The following is a 21,175-nucleotide window of genomic DNA, read 5'->3' on the forward strand; positions in this document are numbered from 1 at the left end:
ATTAAGGTGAGTAGGGAACTACTCACCGAGATTCGGAGAGAGAGTCATGGCCAGCGGAAAAGAGATAAAAAGCAAGATCGGGAGTATCAAGAATACTCAAAAGATCACCAGCGCAATGGAGATGGTTGCCGCTTCTAAAATGAAGAAGGCACAAGAACGCGTAGCGTCTAGTCGTCCATACGCTGAAAACTTACGCAAAGTGATCGGTCGTGTTGCTCAGGCTAATCTTGACTTCACTCACCCGTTCTTACAAGAACGCGAAGTGAAGCGAGTTGGTTACATTGTTATCTCTACAGACCGTGGTCTATGTGGTGGTTTGAACTCAAACGAGTTCAAAAAAGTAGTAAGAGACGCAAAAGCGTGGAAAGACAAAGGGGTTGAGGCAACGTTCGCAGCTCTAGGCAGCAAAGCTGCTGGTTTCTTTAAGCGTTTTGGCGGTGAGCTAGAAGCCAAGAAGACCGGGTTAGGAGATACGCCTTCAGTTCAGGATATTATTGGTCCTGTAAAAGTAATGCTTAAAGCATTTGAAGAAGGCAAAATTGACCGCTTATTCGTTGTGTACAACCAGTTTGTCAACACAATGAAACAAGAGCCTGTTATCGATCAGTTATTACCTTTGCCAAAAGCTGAAGAAGATGTATCAGCTCACGCTTGGGATTATCTATATGAGCCAAGCCCAGAGGCGATTTTAGAGACACTATTAGTGCGCTTTATTGAGTCTCAGGTCTACCAAGGTGTAGTTGAGAATGCTGCCTCTGAACAAGCTGCCCGTATGGTTGCGATGAAAGCCGCAACAGATAACGCAGGTGGCCTGATTGATGAGCTACAGCTGGTATACAACAAGGCACGTCAGGCCGCAATCACACAAGAAATTAGTGAGATTGTGAGCGGTTCGGCTGCCGTATAACGCTTCGGCAAAGTTTAATAAGAGGAATAGACATGAGTTTAGGTAAGGTCGTCCAAATTATCGGCGCCGTTGTGGACATCGAGTTTCCACAAGACAACGTGCCAGCCGTATATGACGCACTAAAAGTTACAGAAGGCGACTTAGCTGGTTTGACACTAGAAGTGCAACAGCAGCTAGGTGGCGGTGTGGTACGTGGTATCGCACTAGGTAGTACTGACGGTCTACGTCGTGGTACTCCAGTACAAGGTACAGCTGAGCCAATTAAGGTTCCAGTTGGTACAGCAACACTAGGTCGTATCATGAACGTACTTGGTGATGCAATTGATGAAGCAGGCCCTATTGGTGAAGAAGAGCGTTGGTCTATTCACCGTGCAGCACCATCATACGAAGATCAGAGCAACTCAGTTGAACTTCTAGAGACTGGTATCAAGGTTATCGACCTTGTATGTCCATTCGCTAAAGGTGGTAAAGTTGGTCTATTCGGTGGTGCGGGTGTAGGTAAAACCGTAAACATGATGGAACTTATCCGTAACATCGCAATCGAGCACAGCGGTTACTCAGTATTCGCAGGTGTTGGTGAGCGTACTCGTGAGGGTAATGACTTCTACCATGAGATGAACGACTCAAACGTACTAGACAAAGTATCGCTAGTATATGGTCAGATGAACGAGCCACCGGGTAACCGTCTACGTGTTGCACTAACTGGTCTTACAATGGCTGAGAAGTTCCGTGACGAAGGTCGTGACGTACTATTCTTCGTAGATAACATCTACCGTTATACACTAGCAGGTACTGAAGTATCAGCACTTCTAGGTCGTATGCCTTCAGCAGTAGGTTACCAGCCTACACTAGCTGAAGAAATGGGTGTTCTACAGGAGCGTATCGCATCAACTAAGACTGGTTCAATCACTTCAATCCAAGCGGTATACGTACCTGCGGATGACTTGACTGACCCATCTCCAGCAACAACGTTTGCTCACTTAGATGCGACAGTAGTACTTTCTCGTGATATCGCGTCTCTAGGTATTTACCCTGCGGTAGACCCTCTAGATTCAACTTCACGTCAGCTTGACCCACAAGTTATCGGTCAAGAGCACTACGACACAGCACGTGGCGTTCAGACAGTTCTTCAACGTTATAAAGAGCTGAAAGACATCATCGCAATTCTAGGTATGGACGAGCTATCTGACGAAGATAAGCAAGTAGTATCTCGTGCACGTAAGATCCAGCGTTTCCTATCTCAGCCATTCTTCGTTGCTGAGGTATTTACAGGTGCACCTGGTAAATACGTATCTCTTAAAGACACAATCTCTGGCTTTAAGGGCATCCTAAACGGTGATTACGATGATATGCCTGAGCAGGCATTCTACATGGTTGGCTCAATCGACGAAGCAGTTGATAAAGCTAAAAACATGTAATTAGGAGGTTGTTATGGCAATGACAGTACACCTTGACGTAGTAAGTGCAGAGCAGAGTTTATTCTCTGGCGAAGTGGCTACGATTCAAGTGACAGGTAGTGAAGGTGAACTTGGTATTCACCCTGGCCACGCGCCACTACTGACTGGCCTAAAACCTGGTATGGTACGTTTGGTTAAAGCAGATAGCTCAGAAGAAGTTATCTACGTTGCCGGCGGTACGCTTGAAGTTCAACCGAAAACAGTTACCGTCCTTGCGGACGTGGCTATTCGTGCGGATGAAATTGATGAGCAAGCTGCTGAAGACGCTAAACGTGAAGCGCAGGCGCAATTAGCTTCTGGAACTGCAAGCGAGCTGGATTATCAGCGTGCGGCATTGCAGCTTGAAGAGGCTCTTGCTCAACTACGCCTTCTACGCCAGCTGCGCAAATAAGCAGCCGCCTATCTGGTTATCAAAAACCCACGCAATGCGTGGGTTTTTTTATACCTGAGGTTGCTCTGCTTCACACTGATACTCATCGTGATAAGCAATAACCACCGGTGAGCGATAGATGATATCCTAGCTCAGGTTATTTAATAAATTACACTTGAGTCAGTACTTACCTTATTCATTATTCCTCGCTACAATATCGTACAATTTAGTACTCAGTATGTACTTATTGTCTGCTGCTATGTTCGCAGTATTCCTATGCACAATGAAGTGGTTGGATTAAAGGCAAGAGTATTGAACTGTACATTTGTTTTTTGACACAAGAAAAAGGATCCTGTGTTCATGCCGTTAAATACAATTATTCTTGCTGCGGGTAAAGGTACTCGTATGCGCTCTAAATTACCGAAAGTTCTGCACCCGATTGCGGGCAAGCCAATGGTGCAGCATGTTATTGATAATGCTGTTTCACTGGGGGCCCACTCGACAAATTTGGTGTTTGGTCATGGTGCTGAGCAATTACAAGCTGCCCTTGCACATAATCAAGTGAACTGGGTACATCAAGCAGAGCAGCTAGGTACCGGCCATGCTGTTGCCGTTGCAAAAGAGCACATCGCTGATGATGATAAAGTGTTGATTTTATACGGTGATGTTCCACTGACAAAAAAAAGCACCTTACAAAGATTGCTTGATGTCACACCTGACAATGGTCTTGCCGTGTTGACTGTGGACTTGGCAAACCCCACAGGGTATGGGCGCATGCTGAGAGAAAATGGTAAGTTGGTTGGCATCGTGGAGCAAAAAGATGCGTCAGACGAGCAGCTAGCGATCACTGAAATTAATACAGGGATCATGGCTGCTAACGGCAAGTTGTTGAAAAAGTGGTTAGGGCAATTATCGAACAATAATGCACAAGGCGAATACTACTTAACAGACATTGTTGCTATGGCACATTCTGAGGGTGTAGAGATAACCTCAGCACAGCCTGACGATAAAATGGAAGTTGAAGGGGCAAACAACCGCGTTCAACTGGCGGCACTGGAGCGCGCTTACCAAGCTTGGCAAGCAACAACATTGATGCTTAATGGTGCAAGCCTTGCGGATCCTGCGCGCATTGATGTACGGGGCCAAGTAACGACAGGAGAAGACGTAAAAATTGACGTAAATGTTGTCTTTGAAGGTCGTGTTGAGCTTGGTGATGATGTGGTGATCGGTCCCAATTGCGTACTTAAAAACTGTAAAATTGGTAATAATGTTGTGATTAAAGCCAACACACTTATCGAAGATGCGCAAGTAGCCGATAAATGTACCTTAGGGCCATTTGCACGGCTTCGCCCAGGTGCAATAATGGAGGAAGATTCGCATATTGGTAACTTTGTTGAGATGAAAAAATCTCGTTTGGGCAAAGGTTCAAAGGCCAATCATTTAACCTACCTTGGTGATGCTGATGTTGGTGAAAAAGTAAATATTGGCGCCGGTACCATTACTTGTAACTATGACGGTGTTAATAAATCCAAAACCATCATTGGTGATAATGCGTTTATTGGCTCTAACTCCTCGTTAGTGGCACCCGTGGAAATTGGCAGTACCGCCACGATTGGTGCCGGCTCTGTGATCACTGCGACAGTCAAAGAGAAACAGTTAGCAGTAGCCAGAGGTAAGCAACGTAATATGGATGGCTGGAAGCGCCCAAAGAAAAAGTAATTTAATCCGAACTATCATAGAGATAGGATTAAATTATCAGTGAAAACAATAAGGCAAGCGTGACTTGCCTTATTTCATTCCTTTCTGTAACCACTCGTGGTACATTGTATTTTCAATAAAAAAATATTAACAATAATATTACCCGATAAGTGCTATGGAAAATTTATTTCGCCGCGAGGTGTTAGAGCATAAACAGCACCGCTTAGAGGGCACGATCAGCTTAGTTCAACCACCTGTTTTTAAAACACTTGGATTGCTTATTTTAGCGGTGGTTATTTTGAGTCTCGTGTTTTTGTCAAACGGTAGCTATACCAGAAAGGAAAGTGTATCTGGCGTGATTGAGCCCAGTGGAGGGCTGCTGCGTGTTGGTGCGATGCAACAAGGGGTGGTCTCAGAGGTACTGGTCAAAGAAGGTGAAAAGGTCGTTGCTGGGCAGCCGCTGCTGCGTATCGCTTCGGCAAAGCACAGCACTGAAGCAACCGAGTTAAACCAAGCTTTACTCAATCAATATCGCTTTCAACAACAAAATTTACTTCAGCAAATTGAGCAACTGCGTGAGCAATATCAATTAGATATAGCAGAGTTGCGCCAGCAAGAGAACACGGCAAAAGAAAAACTAAAAGAGCTTGAAAGCCAAGCGAGTACCTTTCAAGAGCGGTTGTTGCTTAATCAAGAGTTAGTCACCCAAATCGCTACCCTTAAGGGGACGGGTTATATCTCCGAACTTGAGTTACAGCGTCAAAAAGACACCTTGCTGTCATTAAAGCAGCAGTCTTCTTCGATCCGCTCTGAACGTATTGCGCTTGAGTCGCAACTGAAAAACATTAGCAACCAATTGGCCAAACTACCGATTGAGCATCAGAATCGAATTTCCCAACTACAATCCCAGCAAGCTGATTTACTTATTCAAATCTCTTCTATCGAACAAGCGCGACTCGGTGAGATCCGAGCAACTCAAGCAGGAGTGGTAACAGGGTTACTGGCAAAGCTGGGTAAAAATGTGTCAATGGGGCAGCACTTACTGACTATTATTCCCGAGCATAGTGACATGCAAGCGATAGTCTATATTCCAACATCGGCATTTGGTTTTATCAAAGCGGGGCAAGAAACTAAGCTTAGGTATCATGCGTTCCCTTATGAAAAGTTTGGTATTTATAAGGGTAAGATAGTTGAGCTGAGCAATAGTGTTATTTTACCAGAAGAAACCAATATGCCGGGTATTATTCAAGAGCCTGCCTATCGGGTAGTGATTGCGCTTAACGAGCAAGCGGTTAAGGCTTATGGCAAAGACACGGCTTTGCGAGCAGGGATGACATTAGATGCTGATATTGTGGTGGAAGAGCGGTCATTGTTGCGTTGGTTGTTTGATCCAGTGTTTAGTATTAAAGGCCAGTTATAAGTAGTAGAAGGGTTGATATGGAAATGGAACATGAAGGCGCAGCCAGTAAATTAGAGTTCTGGTCTCGAAAATCTTTACCTGTGATCATCCAGTCTGAGGCTGCTGAATGTGGTCTAGCGAGCCTTGCAATGGTCGCTGGGTATCATGGTCATCACACTGACTTAACACGCCTTAGACAACGCTTTAGCATCTCAATAGAAGGCTGTACGCTGCTTGATATTATGCACTTTGCTGAAAAGCTACATTTAACTTCACGGCCACTGCGAATTGAACTAGAAGATCTTGATGCTTTGCAAGCGCCAGCCATTTTACATTGGGATATGAATCACTTTGTGGTGCTCAAAAAAGCAAATGAAAAGCGCATCGTGATACATGACCCTGCCGGTGGTGAAAAAACTTACACAATGGAAGAAGCTTCGAAGCATTTTACCGGTGTTGCGCTTGAGCTTACCCCAACAAAAGAGTTTGAAAAGAAAGAGAAAAAAGCAAGCCTAAGGTTTTCTGATTTTTGGAGCCGGATCACTGGACTGAAGCGCTCTTTGCTGCTGATTTTTATGCTGTCTATTTTGTTGCAAGTGTTTACGCTCGCAGCACCGTATTATATTCAGTTGGTGATAGATGATGTTATTCTCACCGGAGATACCTCGCTGCTTACAGTACTTGCCGTTGGCTTTTTCTTGGTGCTAGTGTTTGAAATCGCGACGAATGCACTGCGGGGTTTTACATTACTGCATTTCGGTAACCAAATGAATATTCAGTTGGGTGCCAATCTGTTTCATCACCTAGTGCGATTACCTATTTCCTACTTTGAAAAGCGTCATATGGGAGATGTGGTTTCTCGATTTAGCTCATTACAACAGGTCAAACAGTTACTTACCACCGGGGTGATAGAAGCCATTATTGATGGCTTAATGGCAGTGATCACATTGGCGATGATTTTCTTTTATAGTCCGATGTTATCCGCCGTTGTACTAGTCGCTGTAATTGCCTATGCCGCAATCCGGATAGCCATGTATAAGCCGTTTCGTAATATTAGCGAGCAGGAGATCATGGCGCGCGCAGAAGAAAACTCAAACTTCATGGAAACGGTACGCGGGATCCAAACCATCAAGTTATTTGGCTCTGAGGTAAAACGAGAAGGGCAATGGCAAAACCGCTATGCCAGTGCAATTAATCATAATATACGTCTGGGTAACTTTAAAATTGGCTATGATGCTATCAACCGGGCATTGTTTGGGATTGAAAATATCATCGTTGTTTACCTTGCCGCGCATTTGGTGATTGCTGGTGGGTTTAGTACAGGGATGCTATTTGCTTTTATGTCGTATAAACGCCAATTTATGGATAAAACCGCAAACCTTATTGAGAAGTTAATTGAGTTTAAGATGCTTGGTTTGCACTTCGACCGTATTGCTGACATTGCACTAACCGACAAAGAAGAGTTACAGCCAGATCAGTATCGAAAACTGAATATTGAAGGCAAAATCGAGGTGAAAAATGTCTCATTTTCCTATTCGGATGCAACGCCAAACGTCATTGATAAACTAAATTTAACGGTTCATGCGGGGGAGTCAGTGGCGATCACTGGGCCTTCAGGTTGTGGTAAGTCGACATTACTCAAGCTGATGCTTGGATTGAATAAGCCCTCAAGCGGTGAAATAGTGGTTGATGGTGTGCCACTGAGTCAAATCGGTGCAAGACAATATCGCCAACAAATAGCTGCGGTGATGCAAGATGATGAGCTGTTATCAGGCACTGTTGCAGACAATATCGCGTTTTTTGATTCCCCAATTAATATGGAAAAGGTAGTGCACTGTGCTCAACTTGCCGCAATTCATGACGATATTAGTGAAATGCCAATGGGTTATGACAGCTTGATTGGTGATATGGGGTCGAGTTTATCTGGCGGTCAAAAGCAGCGGATCATTCTCGCTCGCGCCTTATATAAAGATCCAAAAATTTTATTTATGGACGAGGCCACAAGTCATCTAGATACTGGACTGGAAGAAGATATTAATGATGCCGTCTCGCGCTTGAAAATCACTCGGGTGATCATCGCACACCGCAAGGAAACCATTGCCTCGGCAGATAGAGAGATAAAGCTGAAAAAACCTGAGCACCATGAGGATGAGGAGCACACCTCAACGACCGACTCTGAATAATGCGAGCGCCGTGCTCGCTTTATCTTGCTTGGTAACCATTTATCCGAGTTATTGCCCTTTCGTCGGTTAGATCACAAATTCACCTGCTACAGCGTTATTTTACCTCCATCAACTTGGAGGTAATAACGATGTATATATACCAACGATGCTTTTTTCTGATACTAACGCTTAGTCTACTAAATCCGGCTTTTGCTGGTGCGCAGCTCAATACTACGTTACGAGCCCAGCAACAATATAGCCAGGCTGATCATAGTCAATTCTTTAAAACGACAGATGCTCATTTATCGTTTGCTGCTTTAGACGTGGATTATGAAGCGGGCGGTGTGAGGGTGGCGACCACCTTTAGTATGACTAAACAGCAGCGCACTGAAACAAAATTTACGATTTCAGAAGCCTATTACGACTTCTCGTTAGCTCAGTGGTTTGGCTCTGTAGGTAAAAAGAAAGTCGATTGGGGAGTAGGTTATGGTTTTCGTCCTTTGGACCTGTTTTCGCCGACTAAGTCCCTCGCGCTGTATACAGCGGTTCCTCCAGGTAGTTATGTAGTGGCTGGAGATTATTTTACACAGCGTGGTAATGTCAGCTTATTATGTAATGAAAGCAAACGGTTATATTTAGACAAGGGGCGAGCCACAACATCATCGTTAGGTTGTGGCGGTCGATATTATCATTATTTTGATAATGTTGAATCTCAGTTTATCGCGCATTTTGACCGTCGTATGGGGTGGCGAGTTGGAGGCAGTGCAGTTACTGTGTTGCGTGAGGCAACCGCTTTATATGGCTCGTTATTGTGGCAATCTCGTTATCAATCTCCGACATTTAAACGTGGATTGAATAACGCGTGGACACAAACTACTTGGCATGAAAATAGTTTGCAGGCACTGATTGGGGTAAATCACAGCATGATGGCGAGGGTGAACATCATTGCAGAGTACTGGTTTGATGGTCGTGCACCAAAGCAACATCAATGGCGTCAAGTCTTGGAGATGGGAAGTGCCTCACTACGAGGCCACTATGCGACACAAAACTTGTTTCAACATAATTTGATGCTGCATGTGCGAGGCCATGATAAATCTTGGCAACCGAGTTTTACGGCAGTGCTCAACCCCCAAGATAGCAGTATGTTTATCGATGGTAAGTTATGTTACTCTCAAATTCAGGGACGTCAGTTCTGCGCCGGTGCTCGCCGTTATTTGGGAAGCGCGCTTAGTATTTATGGTCAATTAGGTCAGCAGCAGGTGGCTTATTTGAGCCTTGAGATAAAATTATAATAACAATCATTATGTTGGGATCATCATTGTTGGTAAATTTACTGCGTCGTCATGGCCTGTTATTTACTATTTGCTGCATGATAGGTGTGCTTATCTACCTAATGGGGTGGTCAGCGTATTTATCAATTAGCTTATTCGTTTCTGTTGGGATTGGTTTTACAATCCGGCTAACACGTTATTGGTTAAGTAAAAACTATACCAATATGCCTCTATCTGTACAGTTTGTCAGCGCTATCTTTATCGCGCTTGTTTTGTGGGGAAGCGCGCCTTTATTAATGGGATGGGCACAAACTGTTTATCAACATAATTTGCGCCAATACATAGGCATAGTGGCTATGGGAGGCTTTTTTACTGTGGTGATTAGTTTTGTTTATTACCGCACTGAGCAAACCATGGCACTGAAAAAAGCGCTATTGCAAGCTGAGCTTGACCAAGCAAAACATGAAAAGGTGCTCGCTGAGACTGAGCTTAAGCTATTACAGTCACAAATGGAGCCACATTTTTTATTTAATACTCTTGCCACCATTCAAGCGCTGATAGACATCGATCCTAAACAAGCCAATGATATGCTCAATGCCTTGACTGCGTTACTTAGGCAAAGTCTTACTCATGCTCGCCGTGCTTGGGTCTCACTTGAAGATGAGTTGGCATTTATCAGGGCATATTTAGCTATTCAAGCGGTACGGCTTGGCGAGCGACTGGATACTGAGATAACCGTTGCCGACACTGTCTCTTTAGCAACACAATTTCCTCCCATGTTATTGCAGCCTTTGATTGAAAATGCGGTGATCCATGGTATTGAGCAACTACCGTATGGAGGAAAAATAACCATACGTTTGCTATCCCAAGACAGTACACGCCTACTCATCGTTATCGAAAATAGTATGCTTGCTGAGGGGAGTCAAAAGTCGGGCAACGGAGTAGCGCTTGATAATATAAAATGTAGGTTACAACAGATTTATCAAGGAAGTGGCCATATCGACATTTCACAACAACAAGAAACATTTTTGGTAAAACTGGAGGTACCTTTCAATGGCTCAGCAGTATAAAGCCGTTATTGCCGATGACGAAGCGATCTTACGCGCGCATTTACAAGCAAAATTAGCAGAAACTTGGCCTGAACTTAATATCATTGCGCAAGCTGCCAACGGTGAGGAAGCGCTGGCTCTTAGCGAAACACTACAACCGGACGTGTTATTTCTCGATATTAATATGCCAGCAAAAACTGGTTTAGAAGTGGCAGCTTTGATTAATCAGCAAGCTACGCACCGGCCGCTTATTGTGTTTGTGACCGCTTATGATGAATATGCTATTTCAGCATTTGAACATCAAGCATTAGACTACGTACTTAAGCCCATCAGTAATGACAGGCTACAAAAGACCATCGAACGAATAAAACAGCGGCTATTGCAAGCAAGCTCGCAACAGGTGCAGCTCCAACAGTTGTTGGCCTCATTAACGCCGCCAACAGCGAATGATTATTTGCAATGGATCCGCGCCAATAAAGGTGGCTCGATACACATGCTAGATATTAATGCCGTGGATTATTTTATTGCCGATAATAAATATACGGAAGTGTCGAGTGCCGGTGAGAAGTATTTGATAAAGACACCGATCAGCGAATTAGAAACCCGCTTAGCAGCGGAGCACTTTTGGCGGATCCACCGCAATTGTATTGTTAGGGTAAGCCAAATTGATAAGGTCGAAAGAGACGAGTTAGGTCATGTACATGTGCACCTGAAAAATGAACCCACGCAGCTGGCAGTGAGCCGAAAATATCAAAGCTTATTTAAACAAATGTGAGCAAACACCCTGCTAACATGTGCCAACCTCGGTTTGGCACTGCTTCTTCTCTAGTGATTATACGGCCGAACCTAAGTGTCTAGCTTGTCTTGTTACCCACAAGGTAATACCAATTTGACTAAATACTTGCTCAATTTGAAGGAGTAAATCTGACGCTAACAGCGTTAAAAATTTCTTATTTAGAACAACTAAATAGCAAAATTTTTGCCTTGCCTACAGGACGTAGGTACCTCGGCGTGAGCAGGACGCGGAAGCGGTGTTATCGACAAGATTTTCTCACCTCAAAATAGACCACTTAATTAAGAAAGTTGGTATAAAAGCAGACAATGCACTTATCGGCCAATATTGCCATTTATCCGCTTTTTTTACACTTTATCACTTCAACCCCACCGCACTGTGTAAACCACATACACTGACCTCATCAACAGCAGGTGAGGACATACAAAGTGAAAACAAAAATACTATTAATATTGGGTGTAATAGCAAGTACATCAGCGTTTGCGAATATCGATGTCAGTGCGGTTTATCGCCAAGGCATACAAGGCGATAAATTACAAAATCAAACCGCAATAGCACAATTGCAGCAAGTATATAAGCAAGCCCAAAGCCCACTTACATTGGCGCTTCTTGGCAGCTTACAAGCAGCAAAAGCACAGTTTATAGATTCTCCTTGGCAAAAATTGCAACAAGCTGAACGTGGTGCAAGTACAGTAGCGAAAGCGCTAAAACAAGGACAAACATTACCGCAACAAGCGCAAAAGCAAATTGCTATCGTTGCTGGATGTACTTTTGTCAGATTACCAGAGACTTTACACCGGCATCAGCAAGGGATGTTTCTACTCGATCAGGTAATAGCAGCCGCACCGACAGAGCGCCAAGCCATACGATGCGCCATCGCAGGGGCGAAGCGTCTCCAAAATAAGCAAAAGTTTCAGCAATACACGGCGTTACTAGACTCTGAGCTGGCAGGTGAATAATGCTGAAATTTACACAGATCCATAAAACTTATAATGATAATGGTCAGCCACATACTGCACTTCAAGAGGTATCGGCAGAGATTAATGTTGGTGAGTCCGTGGCATTGTGTGGGCCGTCAGGTAGCGGAAAATCAACCCTATTAAACATTTGCGGCCTGTTAGATAGCGATTACCAAGGGGAGTTGTCCTTAGATGGTCAAATTGTTCCTAAGTGTGCAGATTCATTAACACAAATACGCCGAGCACATATTGGGTTTATCTTCCAGCGATACAACTTAGTGCCGGTGATGACGGTATTAGAAAACATAGAGCTGCCACTGATGATGTTAAATATGCCCAGTGCACAACGGCTGGAACTGGCTGCGAAAATGGCAGTACAGGTAGGATTAAAAGACCATATTAATAAACGACCTGATCAGCTTTCTGGTGGCCAGCAGCAACGAGTTGCTATCGCAAGAGCACTGGTAAAGCGACCAAAGTTAGTGATAGCAGATGAACCGACCGCAAATTTGGATACCACCACCGCGAACCTGGTTATGGACATGATGGCGGCGCTAGGTCAGCAGTATGGCACGACTTTTTTAATGGCAACCCATGACGATAGGATGCTACATCGCTTTACTCGTCGATTCAATTTACAAGATGGTGAATTACAACAAGTGACTACGACAAACTCGTTTTGGAGGGCTGGATAATGCGCTGGTGTTACTTTGCTTTGTTAAATGTAATTAGAAATATGCGCCGCTCAATATTGGCGGTGACTATCATAGCGGTGGCGATGGTTGCCATATTAACAACCTCTGGTTTTGCGTTGTTTACTTATCAGTCACTCGCAGAAAAAGCAGCGCGAGATGAGGGAAACTTTATTGTGACGCATCAAAACCATGAATTAGAGGAAGACATGCCTTTGCAATATGGGCTTGGAGATATTAGCTCGCTACATACTGCGCTGAATGCTGATGAAGCGGTAAAAGCGGCATTACCTCGAGTGAAGTTTAGTGGTTTGGCTTCAAACGGTGATAAAAGCTTAATATTTATGGGTCTTGGAGTAGACAGTGAAGAGTTTATGGTCAAAGGGCCAATCTTCAGTTTGTTGGAGGGGCGGTTATTATCATCGTACACCGATCCTCAGGCGCTACCACAATTGTTGTTGGCGAAGGGGTTGGCAAAAAGCCTAAAGATCTCCATAGGTGATGTCGTCACGTTGATGACCACAACGACAAGTGGTGCCTTGAATGCCGTTGATTTCGAAGTGATTGGGATCTACACCACTGGGATCCCAGAACTTGATAAGCGTCAGCTCTATGCCGCGTTAGATCAAGCACAAGCTCTACTTAATACAACAAAAATAAGTTCACTGTCAGTCTATTTGTTTGACTTAGCGGCTACAGCAGAAACGATGTCTCACTATCAGCAGCTTGAACAGGATTATGCTTTTACACCTTGGTGGGATAAAGCGTTTTACTATCAATCGGTTCAGTCACTGTATAACCGTATATTTGGTTTGCTTGGAGTCATGCTGGTGTTGTTAGTGTTGTTTGCAGTGTCGAATACGATGACGCTGTCTGTTGCCGAGCGTACCCGAGAGATTGGCACATTAAGAGCGCTTGGGATATATCAATCTGAAATTTTACGCAACTTTACTCTGGAGGCGGTCACTATTGCACTAATCGGCGTGGTGATTGGAGTTGTGGCTGCATGGCTAGTAAGTCTAGTCATTATGATGTTAGGTATCGAGATGCCTCCCCCTCCTGGTAGTGAGCAGGGGTATCCTCTGGTGGTGTTATTCTCATGGCATATCGCGTTGATGAGTGCGGTGGCAATTTTGGTTATTTCGGTGTTGGCAGCACTTAGAGCTGCACATCAAGGTTGTAAAAATACGATTGTGGAGGCATTAAGTCATGTTTAACTCAGTTATTTTAGCCATGTTATTGATGTTATTGAGTGCCAGTAATACTAGTTGGGCGCAAGAGCAGGAGAGTGAGCAAGCGCTTAGCAAACAAGCTATAGCCGATGCTCTGAATCAAGCGGATCAATTTCGTAGTAAATATGACAATGCGAAAGTAGCGATTAAGGTGAGTCAGTATGAAGCTGAGCAACTTCTAACAGTCCGTGAATTTGACGTTTATACTCAGTCACAACAGCGTGCATTAGTTATTTATAAAAGTAAGTCTGAGCTAGGCCAAAAAGTACTGATGAAGGGCAATGATTACTGGATGTTTTTACCAAAAAGTAGACGCCCAATTCGGATCACTCCGATGCAAAAGCTCCTCGGTGAGGCTGCAATCGGAGATATCGCTACCATGCGCTGGAGTGATGATTATCAAGTCGTCACACATCATCATAACGCCCAAGGTATAGAAATGACATTGCAAGCAAAGCATGAGAAGGTGAGTTATCAGACCATTAAGCTGTTAGTGGCTAAAGAGAACTTTTTTCCAAAGCAGGCAGAGATGTTTTTAAGTTCAGGACGTTTGGCTAAAACGGTCAATTTTACGGCTCGAGGTGAGCGGGTGGGCAGCATGCTAATCAGAGATAAGGTACAGCGTAATAAAATGACCCAAGTGGAGTATCAAGATTTTGAAGCGATAACTCTTGCAGAAAAATTCTTTAACCCGCAAATACTGATCCGCAATGATTTACGCTTTTAAATCACCAGAGTTCAAATACAAGTAGAGGATTACCTCTACTTGTATATACCGTGACCGATTATTCCATTTGACAAGTGTGCTCGCGACATGAACGAGGTCTACCTGTCCAACAGTTGTAATCATCACTACAATAGTTACTACCAACAGGTGAAAGTGGCTGCATATTTCCACCAACAACTTGCGGTGTCATCGCTGCTGGTACTGACTTACCATCATTTGAAAGTGCTTTAATATTTTTTTTGTTTAATTGTAATTTCATGTGTTTTTCCTTACCAAAATTAGCAACCTAGATTTGAAATAGTTATTACTTCGCCTAATAAAAACGTACTTTGGCTAGATAAAGCCATCGTATAAGGCGAACCTGAAAATACATACGTCCTATCCAAACCCAAGTTAAGTAGATGAAAAATCCTTTTGTAAATATCCTTTTTAATCACTCAAACTTGAGTGGTCAAAAATTAAACTAGTCCCTCATTTGGGGTTTGTCAACACTTTTGATTTGTTTTTTTAATTTTGTTCTTTATGTTTAATTTTGGTTTTTTTTGTATGTATGGTGTGAGTTATGTGGTTAGAATCAGCATTTGAGTTTATTCACATAACAGGTTAAGTTACCTATAGTGAAGACAAATAATACTACCATTTTGTGTTAACAAGGATAACCATGCTGCTTCCAATAGATTTAGAAAAAAAGCATATAATACAATCTCTTATTGGTGATTTGGTGAAGTTGGTCGAATCCGATCTAACAAATGTAATGAGTAATGGGCTACTCAGTGGATTGGCTGGCCACTTATTATTTTTGTACCGCGCATCAGAGTGCTGTGACGATTGGGTCGATGAAGTGCAGTTTCATCAGGCTCTCGAGCGGTTGCAACATGAGCTGGCTGAACAAACGCCCGAATTGAGCTCAGGGCTTGCAGGTCAAGCCTGGCTTTTAGAGTATCTGAACCAGTCTAACAGCGAAGAGTACGACCCCGAATTACTCGAAGAAATTGATAGCTTTTTTGCTGCAGCTCTAGATTTCACCCCGTGGACGGGGGAAGTAGAAATGGTACTCGGGCTGGGTGGATATTCTCCTTACATTGCCAGAAGAGCAAAACAAACCACTCAGACCGTTTTATTAGACAGAGTTGTGACTGGTTATGAGTCGGTAGCTGTTAACATCAATGAGCAACACACCGCTTGGTCTCAACCTGCACAGTCGGTATTTCGATTTGATAAGGATGATACGACGGCACCTGAATTTAACTTGGGACTTGCGCACGGTGTACCCGGTATTATTGCTGCGTTACTTCCAGCATTACAAGATGAGAAGACCAAGTCACGCGCTCAAACCTTGATTATCAACAGCTGTGATTGGTTGCTAGAGCAACAAACGCATGCCACAGATAGGGCTGCTTGTTTTGGTTCTTGTGCTGGCGACAAGCATGAATCTCGTTTAGGTTGGTGTTACGGTGATTTAACCATTGCACTGACCTTGGCCAGAGCTGGGCATGCTTTGGATAAACCCAGTTATCTTGATCGTGCGCTAGAGATTGCGCTTTTTAATGTCGACAGAGATGCAGAGCAAGGTCATATTAATGATGCTGGCCTTTGTCATGGCTTTTTTGGTTTGGTGACAATTTATCAGCGCCTAAATCAAGAAATGCCACATCCAAAATTACTACAAGCAGCGCAAACATGGCTTGATTATGGCCTTGCCAAGTATGAAGAAAGCGGTCTTAAAGCACTATATTCATTTAATGGTGTTGATCAAGATCATCAGCAAGACTTTAGTTTTTTAATGGGCTATGCCGGAATTGGTCTTGCGCTCATCGGCGCGCTAGACGACAACTTGGATTGGACTGATTGTCTCTTAATGAGTTAAGGAATAACGATGTCAGCAAAAATAACAACAGACTCTTTTTTTGTATTAAGGGCACCAAAGCTGCCAGTTGAAACATTATTTGATCAGCAAGACAGTAACCTTATGCTAAGCCAATGGCTTGCAACCCCTGGGGTGATGGAAGCGCTCTATGTGGCGAGTCCGTCATTGGTGGAGCGGTTGGACCAATGGCGTGAAAAGCCACATTCCAAGCAAGGCAAAAAAGTTGCCTTAGCCTTATTACGATATTTAATACGTATGTCTTCTAGGCCTACACCATTTGGATTGTTTTCAGGGATCCATACCGGCAAACTAGGTACTGAAACACGTTTAGTCAGTGACAGTGCACAGCGTGATACACGAAAAACACGCCTAGACATGTTCTTATTGTCAGCAATACGCTCACACCTTGCTGACACTGAAGCAAAATCAGACAACTTACAGTATCACCCAAATCCGTCACATTACTTTATTGCCGATCAATGCCGATATATTGAAACTTATTTATCCGATGATGCGATGCAGTATCGTTTAAGCGCTGTGGATAGTGACGAGTATTTCAATACGATGCTTGATTTGGCGAAGCAAGGTCTGAGCTTTTCACAGTTAGTTGAGCAATTTAAGTTGCGTTATCCTGATGCTGAGTATGAGGAAGTCACTCAGTATCTCGAAGCATTGATAGATGAAGGGGTACTTGTGCCTAATATCCCTTTACCGCTTACGGGTGAAAGCCCTGACACTGCACTTTTAAAGGCGCTACAGCAGTTTGCACCAGAAACTATTACAACTAAATTATCACAAGCCATTACTGATTTGGCTGCAATGGACGAAGCTGGGGAAGCAAGTCCGCAACAGTATCATGACATTTATCGTTACTTGTCAGAACTCCCCATCAAAGTTCAGGAAAATAAACTCTTTCAGTCAGATACTTATCGTGCATTTATTGAGTGCGAATTATCTCAACAAGAGGTGAGCAGAGTCACCAAGCAGTTACAGCTGATCACAAGCTTGAGTCAAACGAGCCAAAATAATCCGCTAGAGAAGTTTATCAATCAGTTTAACACTCGATTTGAAGGGCAGTTTGTGCCATTAGATGTGGTACTAGATGACGAATCAGGTATTAGTGTTTCAACTGAGACTGGCTATGATGCGCCGCTGGTGGGGGGGTTACAGCTGGGTAAAGCAAACAGTAACCAGACATCTACGCAAACCCAATCTGAGTTGGACTTTATTATTGAGCAAGCCGTGTCTATGCCCAGTAATTTAGGTAAAGACTGTATCGTGCTAAAAAGCAGTGAGTTAAAACAGCGAGTAAAAAATAAGGTCGACTATCAATTCCCCTACTCAATGGCGGTTATGCTGAGCCTTTTTGAGGACGAAAAGTCAAACTCAGTAGTCAAACTAAATGGCTGCTATGGCCCTTCGGCGGCTAACTTGTTAGGTCGTTTTTGTCACCTAGATGACACGTTAAACAAGTCGGTAGTCGCACATTTAGCGCAAGAACATAACCATAGCGATGACGTAATTTTTGCCGAAATTGTCCATGTTCCTGAAGGACGTCCTGGTAACGTCATCGCTCGACCACACTTACGTCAATACGAAATTGTATTTATGGCGGACAGTGTATTAGACCCTGAATACCAAATTCCTCTGCATGATCTTTATGTATGGGTGGAAAATAGACAAGTTAAACTTTGGAGTAAACGTCTAAATAAGCGAGTGATCCCAAGGCTTTCGAGTGCACATAACTTCTCAGCAAGAAGCCTCAGTGCCTATAAATTCTTGTGTATGATGCAGTATCAAGAAACCGATCCTCCAAGGTTTTCGATGCCAGCTAATTTGAGTAGCGCAGCTTATTTACCTCGTATTATGCTGGACAACCTGATCTTAAAAGAAAAAACGTGGCGAGTTGAACGTAAAGCACTAGAGGCGATATTAGTTAACCAGCAAGTAGATAGTGCTAAACTCGCACAATTAAAAGCACAGTATCTCCTTGATGATTGGGTAAGCTTTGCTGCTGGAGACAACATTCTCACCTTGAACTTAAATCAAAGTAGCATGGTCGAAATTCTGCTAATGGAGACAAAAGGGCGCACTGTGGTCGAACTAAGTGAAGTACTCACTTCACGCTTTACGTCCCGCGTGACCGATAAGCAAGGTCGGCACTACGCCAATGAAATCATTGTTCCTTTATTTACAGAGACAGCAAAACCATATCGCCATTATATTGAAAAGCCGCTAGAAAATATTACCGCAACACCTATTTCGCGGCGCTTTAGTGCAGGTTCAGAGTGGCTGAGTTTAAAGATTTATTCCGGTAATACGATTGTCGAACAGCTACTATATGAACAACTAGTACCATTGATTGAAGAAAATAGCGCGTTATTTGAGAAGTGGTTCTTCATTCGCTATGGCGATCCTGATTGGCATATACGATTGCGTTTTTATGGTCAGCCAGAAGTACTTTGTGGAGAGCTACTGCCAAAGCTTAATCAGCTGCTGGCGCCAATGATCGAAAGCTCGCAACTTCACAAAGTGGAGCTAATGACTTATGAACGAGAAGTCGAACGCTATGGCGGTCCACAGTCTATGGTGTTAGTTGAGAACTTATTTATGTTCGACAGTATACTCATTGCCAAAAGCTGCCAATTAGTCGAAGAGTTTGGAGAAGATATTCGCTGGCGTGTCGCATTGGCTTGTACTGATAGATTACTCTCGCTATTTGACTATGATGCCGAGCGCAAGCTTAACCTTATTTCCTCGTTAAGGGCAGGCTTTGGCAAAGAGTTCAATGAAAATAGCATGCTAAGAAAGCAGCTGGGGAACCGTTATCGTGATCATCAAACGCAACTCGATGATGACTTTGTGAAGTTACAGGTGTCGCAACTTGCTCAGTGTGATGAAACCCAGCAAGCTATTTTAGCGCTTTTGGAAGCTTGGCAAAAACAGGCTGAGCCGGTGATAAAAGAGATCCTCGAGCTTGAGCGCAGCGGTGAACTGAATTTGAGTACGGACTCATTGCTTAGCTCGTTGCTGCATATGCACAATAACCGTATGTTCAAAGCATATGGCCGAGAGCAAGAGTTTGTGATCCACGATATGCTAAGAAGAAAATATTTTTCTGAGTCTAAAAGTCTGTAGATTAGAGGGAAGTCTAGCCGCAACTCTCTCGTATTTTTCACTAGGTAAAGCACCATGTTGGTGCTTTACCTTCACTATGAATCAAAGTGAGCTTTAGCAATACTAGTTCAATGATGATAACTTGAGGCTGGATAAAAAGTCAGTTAATCAATTACTTTTCAAAATTTACTTTAATTTGCCTAGTCAGAGAACCTTGCGGTAATGATGAATTTTACTTTACTCCTGCTGGTTACTGAAGGTGTTCCCAACACCGTTAGCGCTCACACCAGTGATTAAAAAGGGAATAGTTGTTTGCAGCTTAAGCTGAATGCTTTTTGTAGTGATAGAGCTTGTTCCAATATGTGTTGCGTTAGAGGGTCACAACAATAAGCTGATAACACAACCTAACTTTTGCAAATATTCATTAATATTGCTGTATAAACTCACCAAAGAAATCATATTAAACATTATCTTGAAACCAGAATAAAAGCATAAGTATCATTAGCTTAAGCCTTTCTAAGGATTGATAATTACCATTTTTTACACTTTGTTTGTACTCTTTAATGGCTCTCATAAAGGTTCAAGGCTGATTGAGACTAAAACTACAAAAATAAACATAAATAAAAGGTGTAGACGTCATGCTTAAATTAAAACTTATAAAGAAAAACTTAAAACAGTTAAACGATAAAGCTCATATCGATGGATCGATGACTAAAAAGATTGCAGGTGGTAATACTGATGGTATTAAGACTACGTCACATATCAGTCAACCTGAGCCTGATCCGTATCACTCCAACTCTTTAACAAAGCCTCAGCTTTAGAAGTCTAGCAATGAATGTAAGAAAAACATTATTTGGAGGGTTCACGGCGTATTCTTTGATGGCTTCTGCTTCTACTTCACCATCCATCATTATTGAGGTAGAGCCACCTAGAATCGAACTCGTATATGCGTATGAGAATGCAATAGACTTTGAGTTTTTAGCGTCGGAAAATGTAGAGGTTTTTGAAGGGGATATTCTAATTAAATATCTCAATGAAAAAAATGAAGAAAAGAAAATAGTTGCTACATCTCCGAGTTTAGTCAAATGGACAAGGCAGCATAGTCTTGCTCAACAAAGGTTTAACTCTGGAGATTTACTTATGAAACTGAAAAGCAAAACAATTTATGGCGTTATCAGGATGCCAGATAACGCTGATGAAAGTTTTAAGGTTGGACAATTAGTAACGTTGTGTAATAGGGGAATGTCTGCAAATATCGTGATCCAGAGTAAAGAAAAAGGAAATTATACATTTGTAGCTAACGATGCTTCATTTGAATGGCAATCAAAAATTGGTATAAATATCAAGGAGGATAACCATGGTTGCGTATGATATTTGTTGCATTAGTTAATATATTGTTCTCTTTGTTGTTTGGTGGTTTTTTAAACTAATAGTCTTTTGCGCTGTGTTACTATTGAGTTATTGTTCTTATCGGG

The 21,175-nt window shown here is 43.0% G+C and carries 18 protein-coding genes; 17 read left to right on the forward strand and 1 reads right to left on the reverse strand.

Annotated elements, in window-relative coordinates:
- Nucleotides 1–46: 46 nt before the first annotated feature.
- The 13 genes from atpG to HUZ36_RS12730 all read left to right on the forward strand — a co-directional run bounded on the left by atpG (nt 47) and on the right by HUZ36_RS12730 (nt 14,716).
- Nucleotides 47–907, forward strand: a complete 861-nt coding sequence (atpG, locus tag HUZ36_RS12670) for a F0F1 ATP synthase subunit gamma (protein ID WP_125253643.1) — start codon at nt 47–49, stop codon at nt 905–907.
- 32 nt (nt 908–939) lie between these two features.
- Nucleotides 940–2,325, forward strand: a complete 1,386-nt coding sequence (gene atpD, locus HUZ36_RS12675; RefSeq protein WP_128732332.1) for a F0F1 ATP synthase subunit beta — start codon at nt 940–942, stop codon at nt 2,323–2,325.
- A 13-nt stretch (nt 2,326–2,338) separates the two neighbouring features.
- Complete coding sequence (locus HUZ36_RS12680) at nt 2,339–2,755, forward strand: F0F1 ATP synthase subunit epsilon (protein WP_147388757.1); 417 nt, start codon at nt 2,339–2,341, stop codon at nt 2,753–2,755.
- Nucleotides 2,756–3,094: 339 nt separating this feature from the next.
- Nucleotides 3,095–4,453 (forward strand): bifunctional UDP-N-acetylglucosamine diphosphorylase/glucosamine-1-phosphate N-acetyltransferase GlmU, encoded by a 1,359-nt coding sequence (gene glmU / locus HUZ36_RS12685; protein ID WP_176033035.1) that lies wholly within the window; start codon nt 3,095–3,097, stop codon nt 4,451–4,453.
- A 154-nt stretch (nt 4,454–4,607) separates the two neighbouring features.
- Nucleotides 4,608–5,852 (forward strand): HlyD family secretion protein, encoded by a 1,245-nt coding sequence (locus HUZ36_RS12690; RefSeq protein WP_125250817.1) that lies wholly within the window; start codon nt 4,608–4,610, stop codon nt 5,850–5,852.
- A 17-nt stretch (nt 5,853–5,869) separates the two neighbouring features.
- Nucleotides 5,870–8,014, forward strand: a complete 2,145-nt coding sequence (locus HUZ36_RS12695; protein ID WP_128732334.1) for a peptidase domain-containing ABC transporter — start codon at nt 5,870–5,872, stop codon at nt 8,012–8,014.
- Between the two features lie 128 nt (nt 8,015–8,142).
- Nucleotides 8,143–9,285, forward strand: a complete 1,143-nt coding sequence (locus tag HUZ36_RS12700; RefSeq protein WP_176033036.1) for a hypothetical protein — start codon at nt 8,143–8,145, stop codon at nt 9,283–9,285.
- Between the two features lie 26 nt (nt 9,286–9,311).
- Entirely contained in the window at nt 9,312–10,334 is a 1,023-nt protein-coding gene (locus tag HUZ36_RS12705; RefSeq protein ID WP_176033037.1) for a sensor histidine kinase, read from the forward strand.
- Entirely contained in the window at nt 10,318–11,088 is a 771-nt protein-coding gene (locus tag HUZ36_RS12710) for a LytR/AlgR family response regulator transcription factor (protein ID WP_176033038.1), read from the forward strand. Before HUZ36_RS12705 ends, HUZ36_RS12710 begins: the two co-directional genes overlap by 17 nt.
- Nucleotides 11,089–11,534: 446 nt before the next feature.
- Complete coding sequence (locus HUZ36_RS12715; protein ID WP_128732793.1) at nt 11,535–12,065, forward strand: hypothetical protein; 531 nt, start codon at nt 11,535–11,537, stop codon at nt 12,063–12,065.
- Nucleotides 12,065–12,760: an ABC transporter ATP-binding protein gene (locus HUZ36_RS12720; RefSeq protein ID WP_128732792.1), complete on the forward strand. Its 696-nt coding sequence runs from the start codon at nt 12,065–12,067 to the stop codon at nt 12,758–12,760. The genes HUZ36_RS12715 and HUZ36_RS12720 overlap by 1 nt, the downstream gene beginning before the upstream one ends.
- Entirely contained in the window at nt 12,760–13,974 is a 1,215-nt protein-coding gene (locus tag HUZ36_RS12725; RefSeq protein ID WP_176033039.1) for an ABC transporter permease, read from the forward strand. Before HUZ36_RS12720 ends, HUZ36_RS12725 begins: the two co-directional genes overlap by 1 nt.
- Complete coding sequence (locus HUZ36_RS12730; RefSeq protein WP_176033040.1) at nt 13,967–14,716, forward strand: outer membrane lipoprotein-sorting protein; 750 nt, start codon at nt 13,967–13,969, stop codon at nt 14,714–14,716. Before HUZ36_RS12725 ends, HUZ36_RS12730 begins: the two co-directional genes overlap by 8 nt.
- Nucleotides 14,717–14,774: 58 nt before the next feature.
- On the opposite strand, the gene HUZ36_RS12735 is transcribed toward HUZ36_RS12730, so the two are convergent.
- Entirely contained in the window at nt 14,775–14,975 is a 201-nt protein-coding gene (locus tag HUZ36_RS12735) for a hypothetical protein (protein WP_147388751.1), read from the reverse strand.
- Nucleotides 14,976–15,377: 402 nt separating this feature from the next.
- Here HUZ36_RS12735 and HUZ36_RS12740 point away from each other — a divergent pair, with 402 nt between their 5' ends.
- The 4 genes from HUZ36_RS12740 to HUZ36_RS12755 all read left to right on the forward strand — a co-directional run bounded on the left by HUZ36_RS12740 (nt 15,378) and on the right by HUZ36_RS12755 (nt 21,071).
- Nucleotides 15,378–16,583, forward strand: coding sequence for a lanthionine synthetase C family protein (locus tag HUZ36_RS12740; RefSeq protein WP_176033041.1), 1,206 nt, complete (start codon nt 15,378–15,380; stop codon nt 16,581–16,583).
- A gap of 9 nt (nt 16,584–16,592) precedes the next feature.
- Nucleotides 16,593–19,721 (forward strand): lantibiotic dehydratase, encoded by a 3,129-nt coding sequence (locus HUZ36_RS12745; RefSeq protein ID WP_176033042.1) that lies wholly within the window; start codon nt 16,593–16,595, stop codon nt 19,719–19,721.
- Between the two features lie 617 nt (nt 19,722–20,338).
- On the forward strand, nt 20,339–20,521 hold the full coding sequence (locus HUZ36_RS12750) for a hypothetical protein (protein ID WP_128732786.1): 183 nt from the start codon (nt 20,339–20,341) through the stop codon (nt 20,519–20,521).
- Between the two features lie 10 nt (nt 20,522–20,531).
- Nucleotides 20,532–21,071, forward strand: a complete 540-nt coding sequence (locus tag HUZ36_RS12755) for a hypothetical protein (protein WP_128732785.1) — start codon at nt 20,532–20,534, stop codon at nt 21,069–21,071.
- Nucleotides 21,072–21,175 lie beyond the last annotated feature (104 nt).

Origin of the sequence: Pseudoalteromonas sp. McH1-7 (genome assembly GCF_013366255.1) — a bacterium.
GTDB classification, from domain to species: domain Bacteria; phylum Pseudomonadota; class Gammaproteobacteria; order Enterobacterales; family Alteromonadaceae; genus Pseudoalteromonas; species Pseudoalteromonas peptidolytica.